This is a genomic window from Bacillus mycoides (genome assembly GCF_018742245.1).
Classification (GTDB): domain Bacteria; phylum Bacillota; class Bacilli; order Bacillales; family Bacillaceae_G; genus Bacillus_A; species Bacillus_A cereus_U.
On the sequence record NZ_CP036132.1, the window covers coordinates 1,254,300 to 1,279,587 of the forward strand.

The following is a 25,288-nucleotide window of genomic DNA, read 5'->3' on the forward strand; positions in this document are numbered from 1 at the left end:
TACAATAAAAAAAGGCTGTAGAATGAAACATTCTACAGCCTTTAATAGATTAATAATCTATCAACCTTCTAATAATAATGATTTTGGATCTTCAAGCATATCTTTAACAGCAACAAGGAAGCTAACTGCTTCTTTACCATCAACAATACGGTGATCGTAAGATAGTGCAAGGTACATCATTGGGCGGTTTTCCATACGCTCGTTATCGATCGCAACTGGACGTACTTGGATTTTATGCATTCCTAGAATACCTACTTGTGGACTATTTAGGATTGGTGTTGACATTAGAGAACCGAACACGCCACCATTTGTGATCGTAAATGTACCACCTTGTAGCTCTTTTAATGAAAGTTTATTATCGCGTGCTTTCAGACCTAAATTACGAATCTCGCTTTCAATTTCAGCGAAGTTCAATTGGTTAGCATCGCGTACAACTGGAACAACTAATCCATCTGGAGCTGCTACTGCAATACCGATATCATAGAATTTTTTAATGATAAGCTCATCGCCTTGAATTTCAGCATTTAATAATGGGAATTGTTTTAATGCTGCAACAACTGCTTTTGTGAAGAATGACATAAAGCCAAGACGTACATCATGTTTTTTCTCGAAAGCATCTTTGCGTTCTTTACGTAATTCCATGATTGCACTCATATCAACTTCGTTAAATGTAGTTAACATTGCAGATGTTTGTTGAACTTCTACAAGACGTTTTGCAATTGTTTGACGGCGGCGGGACATTTTCACACGCTCAACTGGTTTTTCGAATTCAGTTTTTGCAACTGGAGCCGGACTTTGTTTTGGAGCAGCTGGTGCTTCTTTTGGAGCTGCAGCGTGAGCTTGTACATCATGTGGTCTCACACGTCCAAGTAGATCTGTACTACGTACGTCGTTTAAGTCGATTCCTAATTCACGAGCCATTTTGCGAGCAGCTGGTGATGCGATAGGACGATTTGTATTTGGTAAACCTTGCAATGCTTTATTTTGTTCAGCACTTGGAGCTGCTGCTTTCGGTGCTTCAGTAGTTTCTTGTTTTGGTTGCTCATTAGCTGGAGCAGGTGTACTTACTGCAACTGCTGCACCGTTTGCGTCTAAAATTGCGATAGTAGCGCCAACTTCAACTGTATCTCCAGGTTCGCCTAGTAACTTCGATACAATACCTGAATCTTCTGCAATGATTTCTACATTGACTTTGTCAGTCTCAAGCTCAACAACGCTGCCACCTTTCTCAACTTTGTCGCCTACGTTGATAAGCCATTGTGAAATAGTTCCTTCTGAAATAGATTCTGCAAGCTCAGGTACTTTAATTTCGATCATTTTAAATGTCCTCCCCTTATTTGCCTAACGGTGTGTTTTGTCTTCTTTAATCTTCGGTAATCTCCATTTGTTAGCCCGGCTGTGGCAGACTATCTGCCACAGCCGGGCCTGAAAAACTCATTGTTACTTTCAGTTGCTAAAAACTTCAATTTCTTGTTTATCTTGACGGAAGTTGTACTTCACATCTAAAGCGTGTGCAACGATTAATTCTTGCTCAGCTTTGTGAGCGAATGGATCGCCACCAGATGGGCTAGAACGATCCGGGCGTCCAATGTAACCTGTTTTCACTTTATCCCCAGCTAGTTCAAACAGAATTGGAGCCATGTAATGCCAAGCGCCCATATTACGAGGTTCTTCTTGAACCCAAATGATTTCTTCTAAGTTTTTAAAGCGTTTAATAATAGATTGAACTTTTTCAGCAGGGAATGGGTACAACTGCTCGATACGAACCATATGAACTTCATCTAAGTTGTACTCATGCTTACCACTTTCGATTTCTGCTGCTAAGTCAATTGCCATTTTACCTGTACTTAAAACAAGGCGTTTTACTTTGTTTGGTTTTGCACCAAGGTTTCCTTGTTCTAAAGCAGGTTGGAAACGTCCTTCACTTAACTCACTACCTGTAGAAAGTGTAAGTGGGTGACGTAATAAGCTTTTCGGCGTCATAATTACTAATGGTCGAACAGCCTCTGTTCCTAAGATAGATGCTTGACGGCGCAAGATATGGAAGTATTGTGCCGCGCTCGTTAAGTTTGCAACTGTCCAGTTGTTCTCCGCAGCTAATTGTAAGAAACGTTCTGGACGTGCACTAGAATGCTCCGGTCCTTGACCTTCATAACCGTGTGGTAATAGAAGAACTAGACCTGATTTTTGACCCCATTTCGCTCTTCCTGCTGAAACATATTGATCAAATAATGCTTGCGCAGTATTTGAGAAGTCACCATATTGCGCTTCCCACATCACAAGAGTTTCTGGAGCAAATACGTTGTAACCATATTCGTAACCAACAACAGCAGCTTCTGATAACGGACTGTTATGAACAGAGAATGATGCGTTAATGTTCGGTAAGCGATGTAATGGTGAATATGTTTCGTTTGTATCAGTATCGTGTAATACGATATGACGATGCGCAAATGTACCACGCTGTGAATCTTGACCAGTTAAACGAATTGGCGTACCTTCTTGTAAAATAGAAGCGAATGCTAACGATTCAGCAAGTGCCCATTCAATTTTACCGTTTTCTTCAAGAGCATCTTTACGGCGCTCAAGAATTTTCTTCACTTTTGGATATACGTTAAAGCCTTCAGGCCAAGATAATAGTCCTTCATTAATTGCACGAAGTGAGTCAATTGAAACACCAGTGTCAATCGGTTGAATTCCTTTTGCAACAACTTCTGGAACTTTAACGTGAATTGTTGCAGCACTCGTATCAGCTGGTGGCACTTGTGCGTATTCAGCCTTTAATTCCTCTTGTATAAACTGAGCAATTGTTTCAACCTCATCTGCATTCAGAACGCCAGCAGATTGTAATTGATCTGCATAAATTGCTCTTACAGTTGGGTGGTTTTTAATTTTTTTGTACACTTGTGGTTGCGTAACTGCTGGATCATCCATTTCGTTATGACCATATCGGCGGTAACCGATTAAATCGATTAAGAAGTCCTTTTTGAACAGCGTACGATATTGGATCGCAAGGTTTGCAGCAGCAAGACAAGCTTCTGGATCATCAGCATTCACGTGAACAATCGGAATATCGAAACCTTTTGCAAGGTCGCTTGAATATTTAGTAGAACGAGAATCATAGCTATCAGTCGTAAAGCCGACTGCATTATTTGCGATAACATGAATAGTTCCGCCAGTTTGGTATGCATTCAATCTACTTAAGTTCAATGTTTCAGACACAACACCTTGACCAGGGAATGCAGCATCACCATGAACTAAAATTACGAATGATTTTGTAGTATCTTGTTCTGGAAGACCAGATTTTTTACGATTCTCTTGAGCTGCACGTGCGAAACCTTCAACAACAGGGTTAACGAACTCAAGATGACTCGGGTTATTTGCTAATGTAACACGAGTGCTAACTTCTTCATTACCAACGACTTGTTCTCTACCTAAATGGTATTTCACGTCGCCAGTCCAGCCAGCATTTGCCTTTACACCTTCTATTTTTGCATGTTTGAACTCAGCAAACATGTGACCATATGGCTTTTCTAATACGTGAGCGAGTACGCTTAGACGACCACGGTGAGCCATACCAATCATGACATCTTCTACGCCGCCTTTAGCACCTTCTGAAACAATTTCATCTAGTACAGGTACAAGCATATCAACGCCCTCTATTGAGAAACGTTTTTGACCAACGAATGTTTTATGCAAGAATTGCTCGAAACCTTCAACAGCAGTTAAACGTTTTAAAAGAGCAGTTCGTTTTTTATTTGATAATGGTTGACGCAATGAATTTGATTCCACCATTTGATGCAACCACGCGCGTTCTTCACTATCTTGTATATGTGAGAATTCATAAGCTAAAGATTTTGTATAAACGTCTTTTAATCTATGAATTACATCAAGTGCAGTGTGAATACCCTCTGGTGCATCTTGCCATACTGTTTTAGCTGGAATCGCTTTCAAATCAGCATCGCTCAGTTCGTTCATTGTTTTTTCGATAAGAGATTGTCCGTTTGCAGCATCTTCCATTGGGTTGATGTGAGCCAACGTATGCCCGAAAGAACGAATCTGTTCAACAAGTTGAACGACTTTAAGAATTTTTTCAATGTTACCTGTGTTTTGAGGAGAAAAATGTGTTGCTGTGTTGTCCCCTGTTACGACATCATCTTGAAACGAAGGAGCTCCAAAAATTTCAAAAAGCTCTTGTAATTCCGGATCAACAGAACCTGCTCCAGTTACGTAAAGATCATACTGTTCAATAACATAACCAAGGTTCGGACCATGGAACTTGGCCCAAGGGTTTGTCGTTGTATTCTTCCTCGTCATTTGTTTAAACCTCCCAATGCATATAATCCTTTTCCTATACAAAAGGTGCATTTTGCTCTTTTTCAATAATTGATGAACTAATAATTAATGTAAATGTTATCTTTACTCTTATGTTATTACAATAATTTACATAATACCAAACACTATTACTTATCTGTTTTGTAAAAAAACATTCACAATTACTTATCACCCAAGTTAATCTTTCATGTTATAAAGTAATTTTACAGAAAAATGGGGTGGATATATTTGGTATGCCTACATTAATAACTATAATTGTTGCATTTAAATATAAGTATAACTGTCGGAATGTTTCGATAAAGTTTAGTTCGAATTATGTATATTGAAATAATAAGCGCTTTCATTGATATTATACAACAATACAACGGAATATAGTATAAAAAATAAAAAATTATGAATTTACCATAAACTTTATATCGATAGTGTTAAATATTGAAAGGAAAATGAAGGATTTCTACAAAAAAAGTGGCTATACATAAAAAATGCTTCATAAACCGTTAGTTTCTATAAATATGGCGAAAAACAACGTAAAAACAATAGCGCACATCACCCAATAAGGAGAAGAATGAAATATTTTAAAAGGATAAAACAAATATGGAGATATTAAATTTTCACAAAAGCGGGGAGGAGATATAGTAACGGCTATATACATTGTTCCATGTTTCATTTCAAAATAGACGTGCTGAATTTGAAAAGTTTCTTCTATATAAATAGAATGCAAAATAATCTAAATGAATGTAAAGGAACCTTGACGTAAAGTTTCCTTTACCTATATACTCGGTATAAGGGAGGAGGGAGAAATTTCCTTGGAAAATAAAATGGTCGAATACCGAAAAAAATTTGGACTATCTCAAGAAAAATTGGCTGAGAAACTTGGAGTTTCCAGACAAACCATTATCTCGATTGAAAAGGGGAAATATGATCCATCACTTCCGTTAGCATTTGAAATAGCGAAAACATTTCAGACAACGATAGAACATGTATTTATTTACGAAGGAAAAGAAGAGGGGGAATAGGGATGAATTATTCACAAAAGTACTTTGTAATCATGGGAATTATTTTTCTATTTATGAGTGGATTTATGATATTAACAGGTATAATGACGCATTCTGCACCACCAGAAATAACTTATCCGTTGCTTGGGATGATGATTATGAGTTTCTGCCTAAGTTACTTACATCCGCAATTTAAAGAAAAAGATGAGCGAATGAAACTCATTCGTTACAAAGGAATGTTCGTGACATTTTTTGCATTAACAGCATACTATCTTCTTTTCTCTATTGGCTTAAACTTAAAAGTAATTACACTATCTGCGGTTGAACTATTGAACATATTAATGGCATTAACGATGAGTACAGTCTTTATCTCGTTTGTTGTTTTGTCGAAAAGATATTAAGATGTAAGAGAGAAAGGAAGATTAACATATGCAAATGATGTATGCTTTTGGCATGGGGCTTGTTTTATTTTTAGCGGTATTCTTATTTATTCGTAAAGACGTCCAAGGTGGGACGTTAACGAAAAGAGGATTTTATAAAATGATCGGCTGTTTAGTTGTTATGTTTATAGCGATTATCGTAATGATCGTTTTAATTAATAAAACATTATAGAATTTAAAAACGGAACCTTACTTTATAGTAAGGTTTTTCTATTTGAAATTAATACTAAAAATAACCATAAAAACCATTTACTAACTATACCTCCTGTTATATAATCCAATAAAATGATAGAAAGGAGAATAGTATATGAACAAAAAAGCTATCTTCTTTTTATTAACATGTCTACTACTTATAGCTAGTATTACTTATATAATATGTAACAAACGAGAACATGTACCACCTATATTAGTATGGGAGGGCCAGGAATACTACGTTACGAATGAACCTGCCAAAGCAGAAGAAGTCGGGCAAAAACTTGGCGAAGTAACAAAGAAAATGGAAACAAGCAAACAGCCTACTAAAGATAGTGAATCCAACATATTACAAGAAAAAACAGAAGTATTTGAAATAATTTTAGAAGAAGAGGATGAAAGGCGCCCATACTCGTAAAAGAACCTCATAGTGAAGAATATAGAGTAGCAAGGCCGATGTTAAAACAAGTACTATAATGAAAAGGAGATTCATATGCAGACAGTAACCTCATATCCATGGTCGTTAAGAAAAACATTTGTCTTTTTCCTTTGCTTTATTCTGCCCCCTATCGGTGCCATTTACATTTTGATGAATAGAGAGGCATTACAAAAAAGAGATATCATTTCATACCTATTATTTGCGGCTACTAATATATCACTTTGGTTATCGCTTATGGTTTTTGATCGGAGCATATGGATGGTAGCAGGACATTATGTACTTGGAGTAATTATTATTGTTTTTTCAAATATGAATAAGAGATAAACCAGCAATCTTAAAGTTGCTGGTTTTTATTTTATAAAGAAGGCCTTGTAGAAATACTACAAGGCTCTTTGTCTTTTGGGAAAGAATAGAAAACAAATCATATAAATGATATACTAAAAAATGTTTGTAATGTAAGTTTCATACTATTGTATAGTGATGACTTACTAGAAAAGATAAGAGGAGAATGAACGTGAAAAAGGTACAGAAATTATTGCTGCTAATGATGGTAATAGGATTAACAGTTGGTGTTCTAGCAGGATGTGCAAACCCGAAAGATACTGCTGAAGAATTTTTAACAGCGATACAAAAAGGTGACCTAGAAAAGGCTCGCACATTTGTTGAAAGTGATAAAGAGTTTAGTAAACTAAATGAAAAAACAGACGATGCTGACGGAAAAGCAATGCTGAGCGCAATTACGAAAAGCTTTAAATTTGAAAAGCTAGAAGAAGTATCAAAAAAGGATGACAAAGCAGAAGTGAAAGTGAAAGTTACATCTGTTGATCTGTCTATTGCCGTAACAAAAGCAATGGGAGAAGTTATGCCAATGGCCTTCGCTAGTGCCTTTAGCGAAGACAAAGAGCAATCCGAAAAAGCAATAGAAAAAACGATGACATCAACTATCATCAAAAATTTATCGGATAAAGAGGCAGCAATGGCAACTCGCGAAGTTACATTGAACTTAAAGAAAGACAAAGATGGCGACTACAAAATCGTTGCTGATGACAACCTGCAAGAATTGTTATTTGCTAATGCGAAATCTTTGGAGAAGATGTTTGGTGGGAAGTGATTAACTGGCAAGGTTTTTAGTTTTTATAAGAAGTGACTTGGAAAAAAGAGACACCATATCACCTAATAGGTTGATATGGTGTTTTTTTTATGATCCCGGAGAGGCTCGAACTCACGACCTCCACCCTGTCAAGGTGGCGCTCTCCCTGCTGAGCTACGGGATCTTCAATAATGCTTATGTAATAGCATCTTTAATCATTATGCTAAAGCAATTATATATAATTAACTGAAATTTTACAATATTTTCGTAGTAATCTTTTAAAGGTAAAGTATTTGGAATCACGCTAGTAGTGTATTAAGGAATATATAAGAAGAGCATTGAATTGAAAGTGGATTTTGAATAAACCGGTTATATTATGATTTCCGATACCAATCCAAAGGACCTTTATCGCTTAAATCAACAAGAAAAGGGAATAAGAAGTGTAAAGGTAAGCTTATGAGTTCTGGCATGGCATTCAATGTTTTCTTTGATATATATTGTCTTCCAAGACAATACGGACAATCTTTTTCAAATGTCAAGAGTATTGACCATACATCTTTTATTTTCCACTTCGTTTTACAATACGTACAACGCGCCATGGAGTTCCTCCTCATTTTAAAGTGTTTTCTAATATATTCCATTTGATTGTACTAAAGTCAAGTGTATTTGGTGTGATAGAATGTAAGTTGGTTTGTTTTTTTATATGGATGTATTCCGTAATTTATGACCAAATGAATGTAGTGTGAGGATTATATAGTAAGAGATTTTCATTTTTAATATGCAAATTGGCCAATATATCCTTTTTACAATTTTCAAGAAATCATGTATAAAAGAAGTACAAGATATTTATAAATATTCAGGAGTAGAGGGAGAATAATTGTAATGGTAAGAAAAACGTTCAAGATGCGTGTGTCTAGAAATAGAACGATTTCGATTGATGGTTCGATTCTTGATGTGGATGTGACGCATGATGAGTTTTTGCAAGAGTTCGTTGAGTGGGTCGATTCTAAAGGTTGGTCGTTTATGGGTATGACGGATGAGATTACGCCTGAGGAAGCTAGTCAAAAGTTAATAGATTCGTTGATTGATGAGAAGGATAAGAAAGAGTAATTCCTTCTTATTTTTTATTGTATATTTATGTTCCTTATCGTAAAAGTGTGATATAGTAAAAAATAGTGAATATTCTTCCAATTTAATACAAATTACATATAGATTGGTAGAGTTATTTTATAGAATGTGAAAGTAAAGGGAAAAGGGAGAGTCATATGGTAAATTTTAAGAAAATTTCGGTTTTTAGTATGGTTATTTGTTTATTTTTTTTGACACCTATGACGTTATATGCTGAGACGAATGTTGGAGTAAATCCGGAGCAAGTGGCACCTCCACCTGCGGAAGGGCCGAATGTTTTTAGTCAGTTTGCGACTACGATTGATGCGAAAACAGGAGATATGTTGTACGACAAAAATGCACATCATCGTGCGTTTCCTGCTAGTATGACGAAAGTGTTAACGGCGATTTTACTGATGGAGCATACGAAGCCAGAGGATCAATTTACGTTTTCACAGTTAGCATTAGATCAAGAGAAGAGTAATTATCAAATTGAGTTTCAACCTGGTGAGACTATTAATAGAAATACTGCACTTATGATTTTAATGGTGCTGAGTGCGAATGATGTGTCGTATGCGATTGCGGAGCGTATTGGAGGAAGTGTTGAAAATTTCGCTAATATGATGAATGAAAAGGCGAAGCAATTAGGGGCTAAAGATAGCCATTTTGTAACGCCAAATGGATTGCATGATCCAAATCATTATACGACGCCATATGATATGGCCATGATTACGAGAGGTGTGCAAAAGTATCCTGAAATTTTACAAGCGATGAATACGAAAAGAACGACGGTTACGACATCTACGCAAACAGTTTCTATTTTTAATAAGTCTACTTATTTTGAAAATCCATATAGCATTGGTGGTAAGACAGGGTTTACGAATGAAGCGCGCAATACGCTCGTTTTATTAAATGAGAAGGATGGGAATCGCATTATAAATGTAGTAATGGCTTCTCAAAGACCTGAAATTTATGAAGATTTGAAGCAGATGGCGGAATATTCTTTTGGGCAATTTACGAAGCAAACTGTATTAGATAAACATAGCTGGCATCAAAAGACAACGTATTTAAATAAAGATGTTGATTCTGAGCTCGAAAAAAGTGCTGAGCTTATGCTAAAGAAAGATGAAGGGAAAAATGTAAAAACGGCTTTTCGGGTTAATTCAGTGGATAAAGAAGCTTTGTACCAAAAAGGAATTCATCGCGGTGAAGTAGTTGGTGCGGTAGATATTATAAAAAACAATCAAACAATTGCAACTATTAATGTTCTTTCAAAAGAAGATGTTACGTTTGCGATGCCTAAAAAAGATACAGTTGCACCTGAAGTAAAGGAATCCAATGTGAAAGTGATCAGTGTTGGGATAGGTGCGATTGTATTATTTGGAGCCATTTTATATGTAGTGCTGCGCCGAAATAAACAAGGAATGAAATCAGAAGAAAAATAAATTGCTAGTATGGAGACTGTGATGAGGTTTTGTCACGGTCTTTTTGTATGCATTTCAAAAGTGATTTAACTAATAATTGTAAATTTTCTTATTGCATTTCTGTATTGTTCGTTATATTATTTACTTGTGTTCTTGTTAAAGAACTAAAGTGGATATTACATATTTCAAATAATATAAAACAACGGAGAGGGAGAGAGACGATGAAATTAGTTTGGAAGATTATTAGCAACGTTATCTCATTTGTTTTATTTGCGGTAATGGTTTGTTTAGCTTTTGTAGTTATTTCTTCAAAAGCGAGTGGTGGTGATCCAACAGTGATGGGATATCAATTTAAAAGCGTTCTTTCAGGATCGATGGAACCAACATTTTTAACAGGATCAATCATTGCGATAGAGCCAACGAAAGATGGTTCTAAATATCAAAAAGGTGATGTTATTACGTTTAAAGAGAAAGATGACAAAATTATCACTCACCGTATTATCGGTGTGAAAGATACAAATGGAAAAGTAATGTATGAAACAAAAGGGGATAACAACAACGGACCAGATTTAGCACCAGTACTTGCAGAGAATGTAATCGGAAAGTATGCAGATATTACAGTTCCATACGTTGGTTATGGACTGAATTATGCGAGTTCAAAAGCGGGAGCAGCATTACTTCTTATTATTCCAGGAGTCTTTTTACTTGGTTATTCCGCGATTTCTATTTTTGGCGCTATTCGTAGCATCGACGGAGAAAAGAAAGATAAAAAAGTAGAACAATCCGTATAGTTAGTTTGGTTATATCTTCCTATTAGGAAGTTAACAAATATATATTATGGGGGATTTGGACATGACTTTAAAGAAAAAATTAGGAATGGGTATCGCATCAGCAGTACTAGGAGCAGCATTAGTTGGTGGAGGAACATTTGCATTCTTTAGCGACAAAGAAGTGTCAAACAATACATTTGCGGCTGGTACACTTGATTTAGCGGCAAACCCATCGACAGTTGTTGATGTATCGAATTTAAAGCCTGGCGATACAATTAAAAGAGATTTTAAACTAGAAAATAAAGGCTCTTTAGACATTAAAAAAGTTTTACTAAAAACAGATTACAAAGTAAGCGATGCGAAGGGCGACAATAAAGATGATTTTGGTAAACATATTAAAGTAACATTCTTAAAGAATGTAGATAAGCATGAAACAATTGTAAAAGAAACAACGCTAGATAAATTGAAGGGTGACACACTTACAGCGGTAGATAATGATTTATCTGCTTGGTTCTGGGATGAAAAAGGTATTTCAGCAGGTAAGTCTGATAAATTCGCAGTGAAATTCGAGTTTGTTGATAATAAAAAAGACCAAAATGAATTCCAAGGCGATAAACTAAATTTAACTTGGACGTTTGATGCACAACAAACAGAAGGTGAAGTAAGATAATAATAAAAAAGGGCTATCACATGGATAGCCCTTTTTCTATTTTTCTAGCATATGGCTATCATTTTGTATAGTTCTTTATTATAATAAAGATAATGTTCTGTATAAAGAACGCATTGTTCGATGGGAGAGATTAAGATGCTGAAAAGACCGCGTAATTTAAAAAAGATGCTTATATTGCCGTGTGTGTGCTCTATTACGTTTTATTTAGGATCTCAAGTCATGACGCATACAGAAGCGGCATTTATTCATGAAACGAAAGTAGAAGCGACGCTTTCTACAGCAATTATATTTCCGAAAACAGTTAATACGTTAAAAGAGCAAGCTGAGCAACATAAACAGTTTATTGAGCATGAGTATGGAACAATGAAGGGGAAATTGAAAGCAACTTCTATTGAAGAAATAGAACAGACAATTGTAGTATGGCAGCAAGGACGTGAGAAAATTACTTCTGAGAAGGAAGCTTTACAAAATGTATATACTGCAATAGAAACTCCTTATAATCAAATACAAGAAGAATTAAAGGGAAATAAAGATGAGTCGATTCAGCAAGTAGCTTTATATGTGAATGAAGGCTTTCGCAGTATAAAAGAGAAGCGCGATTATATTGAGAAAGAAGTTAGCTTGCAAGCTATTGATGAACAGATCCAGGCTCTCCAGCAACAATTAAATGTTGCACTTGAAGCGGAAGGGCAAAAGAAAGTAGAAGAACAGAAGAAAGTAGAAGAACAGAAGAAAGTAGAAGAACAGAAGAAAGCAGAAGAACAGAAGAAAGCAGAAGAACAAAAGAAAGTAGAAGAACAAAAGAAAGTAGAAGAACAGAAGAAGATAGAAGAACAGAAGAAAGCAGAAGAACAGAAGAAGATAGAAGAACAGAAGAAAGTAGAAGAACAGAAGAAGATAGAAGAACAAAAGAAAGCAGAAGAGAAAAAGAAGGTAGAAGAACAGAAACAAACAGAAACAGCTAAGTAGCCTGAGCAAGTGATTTAATGAGAATGCTACTTCAACTAACCAATAATATTGTGGCTAGCACAACTTAGAGATCGTCATGAAAGAGAATAATGTATATAAGTGTGAGGGAGTATTTATCCTCGCACTTATTGTCTTGCTCTCGTGTGCTTCTAATAGAAAATGTGTTGGAATGAGCTAAAAAAACTGAAAAATCAAAACAATATTGAGAAATAAAAATAATTGAAAATACTAAAAAATATTGTTGTATTTATATAGGTTTGTTCGTTATAATGAACTTAAGGTTTTTAGAAAAGAACAAATATTAGCTAAGCTAATATAGTTTTAGTTACACCTCTTATTTTGAAATAAGAGATAAAAATACAAAAAACAGCTAGGGGGAATTGATTGTGAGTCTGAAAAAGAAATTAGGTATGGGAGTTGCATCAGCAGCATTGGGGTTATCTTTAATTGGTGGAGGAACATTTGCATTCTTTAGTGATAAAGAAGTATCGAACAATACATTTGCAGCTGGGACGTTAGATCTTACATTAAACCCTAAAACGCTTGTAGATATTAAAGATTTAAAACCAGGGGATTCTGTTAAGAAAGAGTTCTTATTAAAGAACAACGGTACTTTAGCAATTAAAGATGTTAAATTAGCGACAAAGTACAGTATTACAGATGCAAAAGGTGATAATGCTGGTGAAGACTTTGGTAAGCATATTAAAGTGAAATTCCTTTGGAACTGGGATAAACAAAGTGAGCCTGTATATGAAACAACTTTAGCAGATTTACAAAATGTGGATCCAGATGTTTTAGCTAAAGACATCTTTGCTCCAGAGTGGGCAGAGAACGGTGGTCTAGCACCAAATTCAGAAGACTATCTATGGGTACAATTTGTATTCGAAGATGATGGTAAAGATCAAAACAAATTCCAAGGCGATTCATTGAACTTAGAATGGACATTCAACGCAAGCCAAACAGATGGCGAAGAAAAATAATAAAGCAAAAAGCGGGGATTTCCCCGCTTTTTTTTATAAAGAAAAAAAGAAGTGCCCGTTTTAAGCACTCTTTCATATGTATTATTGTTGATTTTTCTTCCATTGTGTAAATTCAAGAAATTCACGAAACTGTTCTTTTGAGACACCGGAGCTCATCGCATCTTTAACGAGTTGTGTCCATTCGGAGTCTAGATGACTTTCTGTTGTTGTTTCATCGTGAAGTAACGTATCAACTGGAATTTGTAGAACAGCTGAAATTTTTTCGAGAAACTGAATGGAAGGGTTTTTTTGTAAATTTCGTTCTATAGAACTAATGTAAGATTTAGCTACACCAGCTTTTTCGGCGAGTTCTGTTAGTGAAATGCCTTTTTGTAAACGAAGGCGTTTTATACGTTCTCCTATCATATTTGCGCACCTTTCTATCAATATGTAGTCGTCTTATGATGTGATTATTATAACATAAACTTCGTTAAAAAGAACGAGGCTATTGAGCCTGGCTCGTATGCTTCATACGTTGAAGAAAGTGTTCAATATCTTGCAGGGCAATGCCAGCATCTAGAGCTTCAAGTATTAAATCAATCCATTCTTGATCTAGTGAGTCAGCCTTATCTTTGTACAAATGTAATTCCTCCCTAATATTGGTCATAATTGCTGCTACATAAGTAGACGATAATTAACCGAATTTTATATTTTATGTGTCAAATTATCGAATATTGTGTAGATGAAACAAAGATAAAATCCCCATTAAATTCCCTCTATGGAAATTATAAGGTCTTAGTCGAAACTTTTCAATATTTTCAGAAAACATTGTTGAATTGTGATATATTCGTATACTAACTATGAAATTTTTACAAATATATTAAAAAAATTACATAATGTGACTAAATATTGAAAAAATATTGAATATTTAATAAAATAAAATATGTAATACATATTTTATATTAGGGGAGGAAATAAGGGATGATAAAGAAACCATTTAAAGTGTTATCAACAATTGCTTTGACAGCTGCTTTAGGCCTTTCGTTTGGCGCTGGAAGCCAGTCTGCGTATGCAGAAACGCCTGGGGATAAAACAGCTACAAGCCCAGTTGATGATCATTTAATCCCAGAAGAGAGATTAGCAAATGCGCTAAAAGAACGTGGGGTAATTGATTCGTCGGCTTCAGAGACAGAAACAAAGAAAGCTGTCGAAAAGTATGTAGAGAAGAAAAAGGGTGAAAATCCTGGGAAAGAAGCGACAAATGGGGACCAACTTACGAAAGATGCATCTGACTTTTTAAAGAAAGTGAAAGATGCGAAAGCAGAAACGAAAGAAAAATTAGACCAACCTGCGACAGGTACACCTGCAGCGACAGGCCCAGTTAAAGGCGGACTAAATGGTAAAGTACCAACTTCACCAGCAAAACAAAAAGGATATAACGGTGAAGTTCGTAAAGACAAAGTACTCGTTTTACTTGTAGAGTATGCTGATTTCAAACATAACAATATTGATAAAGAGCCTGGCTATATGTATTCGAACGATTTTAATAAAGAGCATTATGAAAAAATGTTATTCGGTAACGAGCCGTTTACGTTAGATGATGGAAGTAAAATTGAAACGTTTAAACAATATTATGAAGAGCAATCAGGTGGTAGTTACACAGTGGACGGAACAGTCACAAAATGGTTAACAGTTCCAGGTAAAGCTGCTGATTACGGTGCAGATGCTGGTACAGGTCATGATAATAAAGGACCAAAAGGACCACGTGATCTAGTAAAAGATGCATTAAAAGCAGCTGTAGATAGCGGCCTTGATTTATCACAGTTTGATCAGTTCGATCAATATGATGTCAATGGTGATGGGAATCAAAATCAACCGGACGGTTTAATCGATCACTTAATGATTATTCATGCAGGTGTTGGACAAGAAGCTGGCGGTGGTAAATTAGGTGATGATGCAATTTGGTCACATCGCTGGACAGTTGGACCAAAACCATTCGCAATTGAAGGTACACAAGCGAAAGTTCCATATTGGGGCGGAAAGATGGCAGCATTCGACTACACAATTGAACCAGAAGATGGCGCGGTTGGTGTATTCGCACATGAATATGGCCATGATTTAGGTCTTCCGGATGAGTATGATACACAATATAGCGGTCAGGGTGAGCCGGTTGAAGCTTGGTCTATTATGAGTGGTGGAAGCTGGGCGGGTAAAATCGCAGGAACAACGCCAACGAGTTTATCACCGCAAAATAAAGAGTTTTTCCAAAAAACAATCGGTGGTAACTGGGCGAATATCGTAGAAGTAGATTACGAGAAATTAAATAAAGGTATCGGTCTTGCAACATACTTAGACCAAAGTGTTACGAAGTCAGATCGTCCAGGTCTGATTCGTGTTAACTTACCAGATAAAGATGTAAAAGGAATTCAGCCTGCATTTGGTAAACAGTATTACTACAGCACAAAAGGTGATGACCTTCATACAACGATGGAAACGCCACTATTCGATTTAACAAAAGCAACGACTGCGAAATTTGATTTCAAATCATTGTATGAAATCGAAGCAGAGTACGATTTCCTTGAAGTACACGCTGTAACAGAAGATGGTCAACAAACGTTAATTGAAAGAATTGGTGAGAAAGCAAATAGTGGAAATGCAGCTACGACAAATGGGAAATGGATTGATAAATCATATGATTTAAGTCAGTTCAAAGGTAAGAAAGTGAAATTAACATTTGATTACATTACTGATGGTGGTTTAGCGTTAAACGGATTCGCTCTTGATAATGCATCATTAACAGTAGATGGTAAAGTTGCATTCTCTGATGATGCAGAAGGTACACCACAATTTAAATTAAATGGTTTTGTTGTATCTAACGGAACAGAGAAGAAGAAGCATAACTACTATGTAGAGTGGAGAAACTATGCGGGTTCAGATAACGCATTGAAATTTGCTCGCGGTCCAGTATATAACACTGGTATGGTTGTATGGTATGCGGATTCAGCTTACACAGATAACTGGGTTGGCGTACATCCAGGACATGGTTTCCTTGGTGTAGTTGATTCTCATCCAGAAGCAATTGCAGGAACTTTAAATGGCAAACCAACATTTAAAAGCAGTACGCGATTCCAAATTGCTGATTCGGCGTTCTCATTCGACAAAACGCCAGCTTGGAAAGTGGTATCTCCAACGCGTGGAACATTCGTATACGATGGATTACCAGGAGTACCGAAGTTTGATGACTCTAAAAAGTATATTAATGAGCAAATTCCAGATGCAGGACGTATTTTACCGAAGCTTGGTCTGAAGTTTGAAGTAGTAGGACAAGCTGATGATAACTCTGCAGGTGCTGTTCGTTTATATCGTTAATACAGTAAAACTACCGGGAGATTTTCTTTCGGTAGTTTTTTTGTGAGCAACGAATTTTATATAAAGGGAAAAGTTATATATAATGTAACTTTAAGAATAGAAATTTGTTACATATGAAGTCTATATAAATAATGAAAGAATTGGATAAAAATAGTGGGAGAAGGTGAGCGCATGAGTATTTCCTCTATTGTAAATAAACAAAAGGAATATTTTTATAAAGGACATACGAGAAGTGTAGAGACAAGAAAGAATAATTTGAAGAAGCTTTATGATGGAATTCAGCGTTTTGAGGATGAGATTTTTCAAGCGTTGAAATTAGATTTGAATAAATCAGTTCACGAATCATTTACAACAGAAATTGGATATGTACTAAAAGAGATTTCTTTTCAAATGAAGCATATTTCATCTTGGAGTAAACCAAAGCGTGTTCGCACAGCTCTTACTCATTTTGGATCGAAGGGGAAAGTAGCGCCAGAACCGTATGGTGTGACACTTATTATCGCACCGTGGAACTATCCGTTTCAATTAGCAATTGCCCCACTCGTAGGAGCATTGGCAGCCGGAAATACAGTCGTTTTAAAGCCGTCAGAGTTAACGCCAAACGTTTCAAAAGTGCTTACGAGAATGCTAGAAGAATTGTTCCCAGAAGAGCTTGTATCGGTAGTAGAAGGCGGTGCTCAGGAAAGCACTGCACTTTTAAAGGAACCGTTTGACTATATTTTCTTTACAGGTAGTGTTGGTGTTGGAAAAGTTGTGATGGAAGCAGCGGCGAAAAAATTAACGCCTCTTACGTTAGAACTTGGCGGGAAAAGTCCATGTATTGTACATAAAGATGCAAAAATAGATGTAACCGCAAGACGTATCGTTTGGGGCAAGTTTTTGAATGCTGGGCAGACGTGTGTAGCGCCTGATTATATGTACGTTCATTCTTCAGTGAAAGAGCAGTTAATCGAGGCATTACGACATGAAATCGCAGAGCAATATGGAAAAGCTGCTTTGCAAAATGACAATTATGTGCGAATTGTGAGTGAGCGTCATTTTGAACGTCTATGTACATTTTTGCAAGACGGTAAACCTGTGATTGGCGGGAATTATAAGAAAGAAACATTACACATAGAGCCTACAGTGTTAACGAATGTTACATGGCAAAGTGCTGTTATGGAAGATGAAATTTTTGGACCTATTTTACCAATTATAGAATACGACAAAATAGAAGAGGTAATTGAAACGATTCAGCACCATCCAAAGCCATTAGCACTATATGTATTTTCTGAAGATAGAAAAGTGCAAGAGAAAGTGACGAGTAATATTTCATATGGCGGAGGATGTATAAATGATGTCGTATATCATCTTGCAACGCCATATTTACCTTTTGGGGGCGTTGGAAGTAGTGGGTTAGGCAGCTATCACGGTGAACAAAGTTTTCGGACTTTTTCACATTATAAAAGCATTTTGTCCCAATCTACAGCATTCGACATGAAAATTCGTTACTCTTCTACAAAAAGTGCTTTAAAATTCATACGAAAGTTGTTAAAATGATGATGGTGTTTATCAGTAGGCGTAGCCGTATGATAAAAACCCCTTCGCAACTGAAGGGGTTTTTCTGTTCGACATATGTATCATGCGAAAATGAATCAAACATACTACATAAAGAATAGAAGAGAACGCTGCTAAACAACCATTTTTGTTTGGATCGAAACAAAAAATAGTCTATAGAACATAAATATTTATTCATGAATATAAAAATTAAAATTTAAGGTAGATAGGACGGGAAAATGAAAAAGATTATTAAAGTTGAAGCAGTAGAAAAACATTTTGGAAATCAAGTGATTATCCCCCCTCTTTCTTTAGATATTAAAGAAGGAGAATTTTTAACAATTTTAGGACCGAGTGGTTGCGGGAAAACGACTTTACTTCGTATGATCGCAGGATTTGAAACGCCAACTAAAGGGAATCTTTTATTAGATGATGAAAAGATTAACGATTTGCCACCATACAAGCGTCATATGAATTTAGTGTTCCAACATTACGCACTATTCCCACATATGAATGTTGAAAAAAATATTTGTTTCGGTATGAAAATGCAAAAAGTATCAGCAACAGAACAGAAAGAACGTGCGGAAGAGGCAATGCGTTTAACGCAGTTACTTGAGTTCCGTAATCGTAAACCGTCGAAGCTTTCTGGTGGACAGCAACAGCGTGTAGCAATTGCAAGAGCAATTGTAAACAACCCACGTGTATTACTATTAGATGAGCCACTTGGAGCGCTTGACTTTAAGTTAAGAAAAGATTTGCAACGTGAATTGAAAAACTTACAACGTAATTTAGGAATTACGTTCATATATGTAACGCACGATCAAGAAGAAGCAATGAGTATGAGTGATCGTATTGTCGTTATGAATAAAGGGCATATCGAACAAGTCGGCACGCCTAAAGAAATTTACAATCAACCGAAAACATTGTTTGTTGCAACGTTCATCGGTGAAAATAATATCGTGAAAAATGGGGAAAACTACGTAGCAGTTCGCCCTGAAAATGTAAAAGTTCGCTCGGTTGAAGAGCCAATTTTAAAAGAATACCACCTTGGGCATATTGAAGATATTGAATTTGTTGGAAATATGGAAAAGCTATATGTACGTGAGGAGAAAACATCGGAATTACTAATGGCATACCAAACTGCTGAAGAAGCAACGCAGTGGAGCATTGGAGATAATGTATATGTAGGCTGGGAGCAAGAGGACGAGGTGACCTTAAATTGAAGAAAGGGAAATTACTCGCATTACCTACAGTCGTATGGCTGTTACTCTTCTTCCTAATTCCACTTCTGTTCGTATTAGCATTTGCCTTCATGCAGCGCGGAGCATACGGGACAGTGGAAATGAAATTTACATTAGATAACATAGCGCGTGTGTTTGATCCATTATATATGGGGACGTTATGGGAAACAGTGAAAATTGCGGTTATTACGACAGTACTATGTTTATTAATCGGTTATCCATTTGCCTATACAATTACAATTGTTGATCGTAAATATCGTTCTATCCTTTTATTATTGGCAACGATCCCGTTCTGGATTAACTTCCTTGTTCGTTCATACGCATGGATTGTTATTTTACGTTCACAAGGTCTTGTAAACACATTGCTATTGAAACTAGGTATTATTAGTGAACCTTTAAATCTGTTATATAATACACCTTCTGTAGTACTCGGAATGGTATATTCTTTATTACCATTTATGATTTTACCAGTGTATGCAGCAATTGAGCAGCTTGATAAGCGTAAGCTAGAGGCAGCTTATGATTTAGGAGCAACACCAGTAAAGGCATTTTGGAATGTAACAGTACCGATGACGATGTCAGGGATTACTACTGGTTCTATTTTAGTATTCGTTTCTTCTATCGGAATGTTTGTTGTATCAGACGTTATGGGTGGATCGAAAGTAGCATTAATCGGAAACGTAATTCAAAACCAATTCTTAGGTTCACGTGACTGGCCGTTTGGTTCCGCGTTATCTATGATTGTTGTTCTATTCTCTGTTCTGTTAATTTACTTATATTATCGTGCAACGAAAGTATATAAATATGATGGAAACGGAGGGGAATAGGCAAAAATGAAGAAGTTTTTAGTTTCTTATTCTTGGTTAATCTTATTGTTTTTGTATTTTCCAATGATGGTTTTAATGGTATATTCCTTCAACGATTCTCGCATTAATGCGGAATGGGAGGGCTTTACACTCCATTGGTATACAGATTTATTTCAAAAACAAGATGTTATTGATGCGTTTGTAAATAGTATTACGATTGCTCTTATAACGACAATTGTGACGACAGTTCTTGGTGTGATTTTTGCTATTGCATTACACCGTTACAAATATCGTTTTGAAGGGGCCATTAACGGTCTTGTATATTTACCAATTTTAATTCCTGATATTTTAATGGGGTTATCTTTACTTATCCTATTTAGTCAATTAGGTATGGAACTTGGAAAAACAACAATTATTATTGCACACATTACATTCAGTATTTCATTTGTTGTTGTTATTTTAGCGGCACGTCTTTCTGGTATGGGACGTGATTTAGAAGAGGCTGCAAACGATTTAGGAGCAACGCCGTGGCAAACGTTTCGTTATGTAACGTTTCCAGCAATTGCACCAGGAGTTATTTCAGCCGCATTATTAACATTCACATTATCGATTGATGATTTTGTAATTAGTTTCTTCGTATCAGGACCAGGATCAACAACATTGCCATTATACATTTATAGTATGGTTAAGCGCGGAGTATCACCTGAAATTAATGCTCTTTCTACAATATTAATTGTTGTAATTGTAGGATTAATGGTGCTATCGGAAATTTTCCGTAATAAAGGTGCAGACGGTGAAGAAAACTCTGGAGGACACCTTCCTTTATAATACGAATGATATAGAAAGAACGAGGAGGTAAAAAATCAATGAAATTGATGAAGACATTAGCTGGCGCAGCTATTAGCTTCGGCCTTGTTGCAGGTGTACTTGCGGGCTGTGGTGAGAAGAAAGAAGAATTGAATATTTATAGTTGGGCTGACAACTTTGATGAGCAAGTTTTAAAAGATTTTGAAAAGAAATATAACGTGAAAGTTAACTATGATAAATATGCAAGTAACGAAGAAATGCTTGCGAAATTACAAGCTGGTGGCGCGACATATGATTTAATTCAGCCATCTGATTACATGGTGAAAACGATGGCGAAGATGGACTTATTAGCACCTTTAGATAAGAAGAACATTCCGAACATCGAGAATCTTGTTTCTAACTTTAAAACACCTGCGTTTGATCCAGAAAATAAGTATTCTTTAGTATATACTTGGGGTGTAACAGGAATTGCATACAATAAAAAGTATGTGAAAGAAACACCTACAAGCTGGAATGATTTATGGAACGAGAAATATAAAGGACATGTTACTTTATTAAATGATTCTCGTGAAGTATTAGGAATGGGACTTAAGAAAAATGGTTTCTCTAATAGCACGAAAGAGGATGCACAGTTAAAGACAGCGTCAAATGATTTACAGAAGCTACTTCCAAACTTATTAGCATTCGATACAGATAACATTAAACAAAAATTCATTACAGAAGATGCTTGGATCGGGACAGTTTGGTCTGGAGACGCAGCATTCATCGCGAAAGACAATAAAGATGTAGGATACGTTGTACCAAAAGAAGGCGGCACAATTTGGGCTGACACATTAGCAATTCCAAAAGGTGCGAAACATAAAGAACTTGCAGAGAAGTTTATGAATTACTTATTAGATGAAAAAGTAAGTGTGAAAAACTACGAGTCAATTGGTTACAGTAATCCAAATGAAAAAGCTTATCCTCTTCATAGTAAAGAATATCGTGATAATCACATGATCTTCTTAACAAAAGAAGAATTAGATCGTACAGAATGGCTTGTTGATGTAGACGATAAGTTAAAAGACTACGATCGTTACTGGACAGAGTTAAAAACAAAAGGTAAATAAGTAAGAAAATGCGGTTTCTAAAGTAGAAATCGCATTTTTTCATAAGTAGGAGGAAATCGTTTGAAGAAAAAGTTACATCGATATGAGTTCATGTGTATGATTTTATTACTTGCTTTATTCGGCATTATCGCTTGGAGAGTACAAGCAAGCGGAGTTACAGCAGTGGATACATATGTCCGAGAGATGGTAAAAGGATTACAAACAGAAAGCTCAATTACATTCTTCACATATTTTACAAAGTTAGGATCTGCAATTGGAGTTATAACGACACTAATTATAAGTTTGCTCGTTTTTTGGAAAAAACGTTATTATGCTGCTATGATTGTGTATCCAATGGCTATATTAACGACACATCTTGTTAATAAAGGGATAAAAGAAATTGCAAAAAGAGACCGCCCATCATTAAATGAGGCACTTGACGCACTTGGGTATAGCTTCCCAAGTGGACATGCAATGCTATCTATCATAACATTCGGTTTTCTTGCCTATATCATTGCTGCGAATGTGAAAAGTATAGCTGGAAAATGTGGTATTACGATTTCGATGGGCATATTAATTATATTGATTGGATTAAGTAGAGTTATTTTAAATGTTCATTACCCGACTGATATTTTAGCTGGTTATTGCGCAGGTGGCATTTTGTTAATCATCGCAATTTATTGTCATCGTTTACTCACCGAGAGATTGGGACTTAATAACGAAAGATAGAAAAACGTCTAGAAAAACTAGTATTATAGTTTTTCTAGACGTTTTTTGTTTATGGAGAGATGTGATACAGTATAAATGATAAGTGAATTATATAAAGTAGGTGAAAATGTGTGAAGACAAATGTACATAAAATTGATAAGTGGGGGAAGTTAGGAACTTTTTTGTATCAATTTCGTTATACAGTAATTGTAGCATTACTACTACTTGCGATAGTGCTCGGTATTTTTGCACCAAAACTTCCAGGAGTATTGGGCGGTGATGGTTTTCAAACAGAAGGGGATTATCAAAAGACGAAAGAAATTTTAGATAAAGATTTTAAGCAGTCTCAAGATACACTTTTACTCGTTTTCGAGAAGGAAAAGGATACTTCGCATGAGGATTTCCAAAAGCGTATAGAGGGGATAATAAATCAAATTCAAGAGAAGGAAACATACGAATCTTTCCATCATCCCATGCAAAATAAAGAAATGTTACAAGATGATATCGGTTATGCGACGATTTTATTTTCCGGGAAAACAAATAAAGAACGAATGGAAAAGACATTACAATTCGCCGAAAAAATCGAGAAGGAAAGTAATAGCGTATTAAAAGTAACACCGACAGGATATCCGAAAATTAATCAAGAGATTAATGAAAGAACGCAAAATGATTTAAAAGTAGCAGAGATGATTGGATTACCTATTGCTTTTCTCGTACTATTATTCTCATTTGGTAGTCTGATTGCGTCTATTTTACCGATTGTAAATGGCGCGCTTAGTGTCATTAGTACGATGGGGATTTTATATTTTATAGGTAGTGATAAAGAGCTATCTATTTTCGTGTTAAATGTTGCGCCGATGATTGGGCTCGCATTATCAATTGATTTCGCACTGTTATTTGTAAATCGTTTCCGAGAGGAAGTTGCGAAGAGAACAGTGAAAGAAGCGATAGCGATTACGTATCAAACGGCAGGACGCGCTATCGTATTTTCAGGGTTATGTGTATTCGTCGGTTTATCAGGCTTATTTTTCTTTAAGATAGATTATATTCAGTCTGTTGCTATTAGCGGGATGATTGTCGTTATTATGAGTATTTTGTTTTCGCTCACACTTCTTCCAGCACTATTATCTTTAATTGGTAAAAGGATATTAAAAAAGAATCAGGCGGCGCCTACGCCATCAAAGGTCTGGCGTAAATTTGCACAGTTTGTAATGAAACATCCAATCGTCATGATTATTGTTGTTATAACATTTATTGTTATTTGTTTATTACCGCTACGTACAGCTAACTTGCAGTTTCCTGGTGTTGAAGCGTTACCTGAAAAGAGTGATACGAGAATTGCATTTGAGAAGTATGAAGAAGCCTTTAATAAGACTGTCAAAACACACGCCGATGTTACTTTAGTAGTAGAGACGAAGGATGATATAACAGAAAAAGAAAGCTTACAAAAGGTAGAAGATGTCGTTCAAAAGTTAAAAGATGACAAGCAAGTATATAAGGTGACAAGTGTATATGACGGGCTAAATGGAATGAAAGCAGATCAAGTTGCGGGAATGTTACAATCACCAGAAGCGGCGAAAATAGCTCCTGTATTTGAAGCGTATACGAAAGGAAATAAAACAACAATGGAAGTCTTTTTGGATACGAAGCCAAGTACAGAAACTGCAAAACAATGGGTTCGTGATTTCAAAAAGAATTATAAAGAAAACGATGTTACTTATTATTTAGGCGGGATGACAACGTTCCAACAAGAGTTGGAAGATGAAATTAAAGATAAAGTTGCAATTGGTATGTCTGTTATATTTGGGTCAACCTTTGTTATTTTATTATTCGCATTCCGCTCGATACTCATTCCAATAAAGGCGATTATTATGAATGTACTTAGTTTAAGTGCAACAATTGGAATTGTTATTTGGTTATTTGAAGGTGGTCATTTCGGATTAGATGAGAGTTCAGTTTTATTTGTATTACCAATCTTTATTTTCGGCCTCGTATTTGGGCTTAGCATGGATTATGAAGTATTTCTTATTTCACGTATTCATGAGCTATACGAGGAAACAGGAGATAACGATCAAGCAACGCTAGAAGGGCTTGTCTCGACAAGCCGCATCATTACATCCGCTGCTTTAATTATGATTGTTGTTACCGGTGCGTTCGCCTTTACTGATATTTTGCCAGTAAAGCAGATGGGTATTGGAGTCGCATTAGCGATATTTCTTGATGCAACAATTATTCGACTTATGCTTGTACCAAGTTTAATGAAATTGTTTGGAGATTGGAACTGGTGGTTACCATTTCGAAAGAAAAGAGAAAAATCATCGTAAAAAATGCTCATCTATAAGATGA

At 35.9% G+C, this 25,288-nt stretch carries 24 protein-coding genes, 1 tRNA gene and 1 pseudogene; 20 read left to right on the forward strand and 6 right to left on the reverse strand.

All coding sequences use genetic code 11. The features are described 5' to 3' along the window. Positions 1-60: 60 nt before the first annotated feature. Positions 61-1,317: a 2-oxoglutarate dehydrogenase complex dihydrolipoyllysine-residue succinyltransferase gene (gene odhB, locus EXW56_RS06335; protein WP_002201328.1), complete on the reverse strand. Its 1,257-nt coding sequence runs from the start codon at positions 1,315-1,317 to the stop codon at positions 61-63. 129 nt (positions 1,318-1,446) lie between these two features. Next, on the reverse strand, positions 1,447-4,314 hold the full coding sequence (gene odhA / locus EXW56_RS06340; RefSeq protein ID WP_215558174.1) for a 2-oxoglutarate dehydrogenase E1 component: 2,868 nt from the start codon (positions 4,312-4,314) through the stop codon (positions 1,447-1,449). 824 nt (positions 4,315-5,138) lie between these two features. Here odhA and EXW56_RS06345 point away from each other — a divergent pair. From EXW56_RS06345 to EXW56_RS06370, 6 genes and pseudogenes are all read left to right on the forward strand, one after another. After that, complete coding sequence (locus EXW56_RS06345; protein ID WP_000428506.1) at positions 5,139-5,348, forward strand: helix-turn-helix transcriptional regulator; 210 nt, start codon at positions 5,139-5,141, stop codon at positions 5,346-5,348. A 2-nt stretch (positions 5,349-5,350) separates the two neighbouring features. Beyond that, positions 5,351-5,728, forward strand: coding sequence for a hypothetical protein (locus EXW56_RS06350; RefSeq protein WP_002201325.1), 378 nt, complete (start codon positions 5,351-5,353; stop codon positions 5,726-5,728). A gap of 28 nt (positions 5,729-5,756) precedes the next feature. Then, entirely contained in the window at positions 5,757-5,939 is a 183-nt protein-coding gene (locus EXW56_RS06355) for a DUF3976 domain-containing protein (protein WP_002011459.1), read from the forward strand. A 135-nt stretch (positions 5,940-6,074) separates the two neighbouring features. Continuing rightward, a pseudogene (locus tag EXW56_RS06360) lies at positions 6,075-6,436 on the forward strand (hypothetical protein). Between the two features lie 16 nt (positions 6,437-6,452). Next, entirely contained in the window at positions 6,453-6,722 is a 270-nt protein-coding gene (locus EXW56_RS06365) for a hypothetical protein (RefSeq protein ID WP_002201323.1), read from the forward strand. A 190-nt stretch (positions 6,723-6,912) separates the two neighbouring features. After that, the gene (locus tag EXW56_RS06370) at positions 6,913-7,509 is read left to right on the forward strand and encodes a hypothetical protein (protein WP_002201322.1); all 597 of its coding nucleotides are present in this window, start codon (positions 6,913-6,915) and stop codon (positions 7,507-7,509) included. 90 nt (positions 7,510-7,599) lie between these two features. Here EXW56_RS06370 and EXW56_RS06375 read toward each other — a convergent pair. Together EXW56_RS06375 and EXW56_RS06380 are read right to left on the reverse strand one after the other, a co-directional pair. Continuing rightward, a tRNA-Val gene (locus tag EXW56_RS06375) sits at positions 7,600-7,672 on the reverse strand. A 190-nt stretch (positions 7,673-7,862) separates the two neighbouring features. Beyond that, complete coding sequence (locus EXW56_RS06380) at positions 7,863-8,087, reverse strand: hypothetical protein (RefSeq protein ID WP_002201290.1); 225 nt, start codon at positions 8,085-8,087, stop codon at positions 7,863-7,865. A gap of 283 nt (positions 8,088-8,370) precedes the next feature. Here EXW56_RS06380 and EXW56_RS06385 point away from each other — a divergent pair, with 283 nt between their 5' ends. The 6 genes from EXW56_RS06385 to calY all read left to right on the forward strand — a co-directional run bounded on the left by EXW56_RS06385 (position 8,371) and on the right by calY (position 13,408). After that, complete coding sequence (locus EXW56_RS06385; protein WP_002201289.1) at positions 8,371-8,598, forward strand: hypothetical protein; 228 nt, start codon at positions 8,371-8,373, stop codon at positions 8,596-8,598. Positions 8,599-8,753: 155 nt separating this feature from the next. Further along, complete coding sequence (locus tag EXW56_RS06390) at positions 8,754-10,040, forward strand: D-alanyl-D-alanine carboxypeptidase family protein (protein ID WP_002201288.1); 1,287 nt, start codon at positions 8,754-8,756, stop codon at positions 10,038-10,040. 200 nt (positions 10,041-10,240) lie between these two features. Then, positions 10,241-10,810: a signal peptidase I SipW gene (sipW, locus tag EXW56_RS06395; RefSeq protein ID WP_002201287.1), complete on the forward strand. Its 570-nt coding sequence runs from the start codon at positions 10,241-10,243 to the stop codon at positions 10,808-10,810. Positions 10,811-10,871: 61 nt separating this feature from the next. Then, a complete protein-coding gene (locus tag EXW56_RS06400; RefSeq protein ID WP_215597321.1) occupies positions 10,872-11,459 on the forward strand; it encodes a CalY family protein in 588 nt (195 codons plus the stop codon). Between the two features lie 120 nt (positions 11,460-11,579). Further along, the gene (locus EXW56_RS06405) at positions 11,580-12,428 is read left to right on the forward strand and encodes a DUF4047 domain-containing protein (RefSeq protein ID WP_215597322.1); all 849 of its coding nucleotides are present in this window, start codon (positions 11,580-11,582) and stop codon (positions 12,426-12,428) included. 386 nt (positions 12,429-12,814) lie between these two features. Then, positions 12,815-13,408: a biofilm matrix protein CalY gene (calY, locus tag EXW56_RS06410; protein WP_002201283.1), complete on the forward strand. Its 594-nt coding sequence runs from the start codon at positions 12,815-12,817 to the stop codon at positions 13,406-13,408. Between the two features lie 81 nt (positions 13,409-13,489). On the opposite strand, the gene EXW56_RS06415 is transcribed toward calY, so the two are convergent. Together EXW56_RS06415 and EXW56_RS06420 are read right to left on the reverse strand one after the other, a co-directional pair. Beyond that, entirely contained in the window at positions 13,490-13,813 is a 324-nt protein-coding gene (locus tag EXW56_RS06415) for a helix-turn-helix domain-containing protein (protein ID WP_002064339.1), read from the reverse strand. Between the two features lie 79 nt (positions 13,814-13,892). After that, positions 13,893-14,027, reverse strand: coding sequence for an anti-repressor SinI family protein (locus EXW56_RS06420; protein WP_002201282.1), 135 nt, complete (start codon positions 14,025-14,027; stop codon positions 13,893-13,895). Positions 14,028-14,368: 341 nt separating this feature from the next. Here EXW56_RS06420 and inhA1 point away from each other — a divergent pair, with 341 nt between their 5' ends. From inhA1 to EXW56_RS06460, 8 genes are all read left to right on the forward strand, one after another. After that, positions 14,369-16,756 carry a M6 family metalloprotease immune inhibitor InhA1 gene (inhA1, locus tag EXW56_RS06425; RefSeq protein ID WP_002201281.1) on the forward strand — a complete coding sequence of 796 codons (2,388 nt, stop codon included), beginning with the start codon at positions 14,369-14,371 and terminating at the stop codon, positions 16,754-16,756. A gap of 153 nt (positions 16,757-16,909) precedes the next feature. Continuing rightward, a complete protein-coding gene (locus EXW56_RS06430) occupies positions 16,910-18,295 on the forward strand; it encodes an aldehyde dehydrogenase (protein WP_286119274.1) in 1,386 nt (461 codons plus the stop codon). 236 nt (positions 18,296-18,531) lie between these two features. Then, positions 18,532-19,515 (forward strand): spermidine/putrescine ABC transporter ATP-binding protein PotA, encoded by a 984-nt coding sequence (gene potA / locus EXW56_RS06435; RefSeq protein WP_002011479.1) that lies wholly within the window; start codon positions 18,532-18,534, stop codon positions 19,513-19,515. Then, the gene (potB, locus tag EXW56_RS06440; RefSeq protein ID WP_002201279.1) at positions 19,512-20,360 is read left to right on the forward strand and encodes a spermidine/putrescine ABC transporter permease PotB; all 849 of its coding nucleotides are present in this window, start codon (positions 19,512-19,514) and stop codon (positions 20,358-20,360) included. The genes potA and potB overlap by 4 nt, the downstream gene beginning before the upstream one ends. Positions 20,361-20,366: 6 nt before the next feature. Then, entirely contained in the window at positions 20,367-21,167 is an 801-nt protein-coding gene (gene potC / locus EXW56_RS06445) for a spermidine/putrescine ABC transporter permease PotC (RefSeq protein ID WP_002149696.1), read from the forward strand. 38 nt (positions 21,168-21,205) lie between these two features. Beyond that, complete coding sequence (gene potD / locus EXW56_RS06450; RefSeq protein ID WP_002201278.1) at positions 21,206-22,255, forward strand: spermidine/putrescine ABC transporter substrate-binding protein PotD; 1,050 nt, start codon at positions 21,206-21,208, stop codon at positions 22,253-22,255. Positions 22,256-22,315: 60 nt separating this feature from the next. Next, positions 22,316-22,963, forward strand: a complete 648-nt coding sequence (locus tag EXW56_RS06455) for a phosphatase PAP2 family protein (RefSeq protein WP_002201277.1) — start codon at positions 22,316-22,318, stop codon at positions 22,961-22,963. Between the two features lie 110 nt (positions 22,964-23,073). After that, a complete protein-coding gene (locus tag EXW56_RS06460) occupies positions 23,074-25,266 on the forward strand; it encodes an MMPL family transporter (protein WP_002201276.1) in 2,193 nt (730 codons plus the stop codon). Positions 25,267-25,288 lie beyond the last annotated feature (22 nt).

What these genes read in the sequence shown, in the direction of transcription:
- odhB (WP_002201328.1), bottom strand. Translation starts at nt 1,317, where the DNA reads ATGATCGAAATTAAAGTACCTGAGCTTGCAGAATCTATTTCAGAAGGA.
- odhA (WP_215558174.1), bottom strand. Translation starts at nt 4,314, where the DNA reads ATGACGAGGAAGAATACAACGACAAACCCTTGGGCCAAGTTCCATGGT.
- EXW56_RS06350 (WP_002201325.1), top strand. Translation starts at nt 5,351, where the DNA reads ATGAATTATTCACAAAAGTACTTTGTAATCATGGGAATTATTTTTCTA.
- EXW56_RS06355 (WP_002011459.1), top strand. Translation starts at nt 5,757, where the DNA reads ATGCAAATGATGTATGCTTTTGGCATGGGGCTTGTTTTATTTTTAGCG.
- EXW56_RS06365 (WP_002201323.1), top strand. Translation starts at nt 6,453, where the DNA reads ATGCAGACAGTAACCTCATATCCATGGTCGTTAAGAAAAACATTTGTC.
- EXW56_RS06380 (WP_002201290.1), bottom strand. Translation starts at nt 8,087, where the DNA reads ATGGCGCGTTGTACGTATTGTAAAACGAAGTGGAAAATAAAAGATGTA.
- EXW56_RS06385 (WP_002201289.1), top strand. Translation starts at nt 8,371, where the DNA reads ATGGTAAGAAAAACGTTCAAGATGCGTGTGTCTAGAAATAGAACGATT.
- EXW56_RS06390 (WP_002201288.1), top strand. Translation starts at nt 8,754, where the DNA reads ATGGTAAATTTTAAGAAAATTTCGGTTTTTAGTATGGTTATTTGTTTA.
- sipW (WP_002201287.1), top strand. Translation starts at nt 10,241, where the DNA reads ATGAAATTAGTTTGGAAGATTATTAGCAACGTTATCTCATTTGTTTTA.
- EXW56_RS06400 (WP_215597321.1), top strand. Translation starts at nt 10,872, where the DNA reads ATGACTTTAAAGAAAAAATTAGGAATGGGTATCGCATCAGCAGTACTA.
- EXW56_RS06405 (WP_215597322.1), top strand. Translation starts at nt 11,580, where the DNA reads ATGGGAGAGATTAAGATGCTGAAAAGACCGCGTAATTTAAAAAAGATG.
- EXW56_RS06415 (WP_002064339.1), bottom strand. Translation starts at nt 13,813, where the DNA reads ATGATAGGAGAACGTATAAAACGCCTTCGTTTACAAAAAGGCATTTCA.
- inhA1 (WP_002201281.1), top strand. Translation starts at nt 14,369, where the DNA reads ATGATAAAGAAACCATTTAAAGTGTTATCAACAATTGCTTTGACAGCT.
- potA (WP_002011479.1), top strand. Translation starts at nt 18,532, where the DNA reads ATGAAAAAGATTATTAAAGTTGAAGCAGTAGAAAAACATTTTGGAAAT.
- potC (WP_002149696.1), top strand. Translation starts at nt 20,367, where the DNA reads ATGAAGAAGTTTTTAGTTTCTTATTCTTGGTTAATCTTATTGTTTTTG.
- potD (WP_002201278.1), top strand. Translation starts at nt 21,206, where the DNA reads ATGAAATTGATGAAGACATTAGCTGGCGCAGCTATTAGCTTCGGCCTT.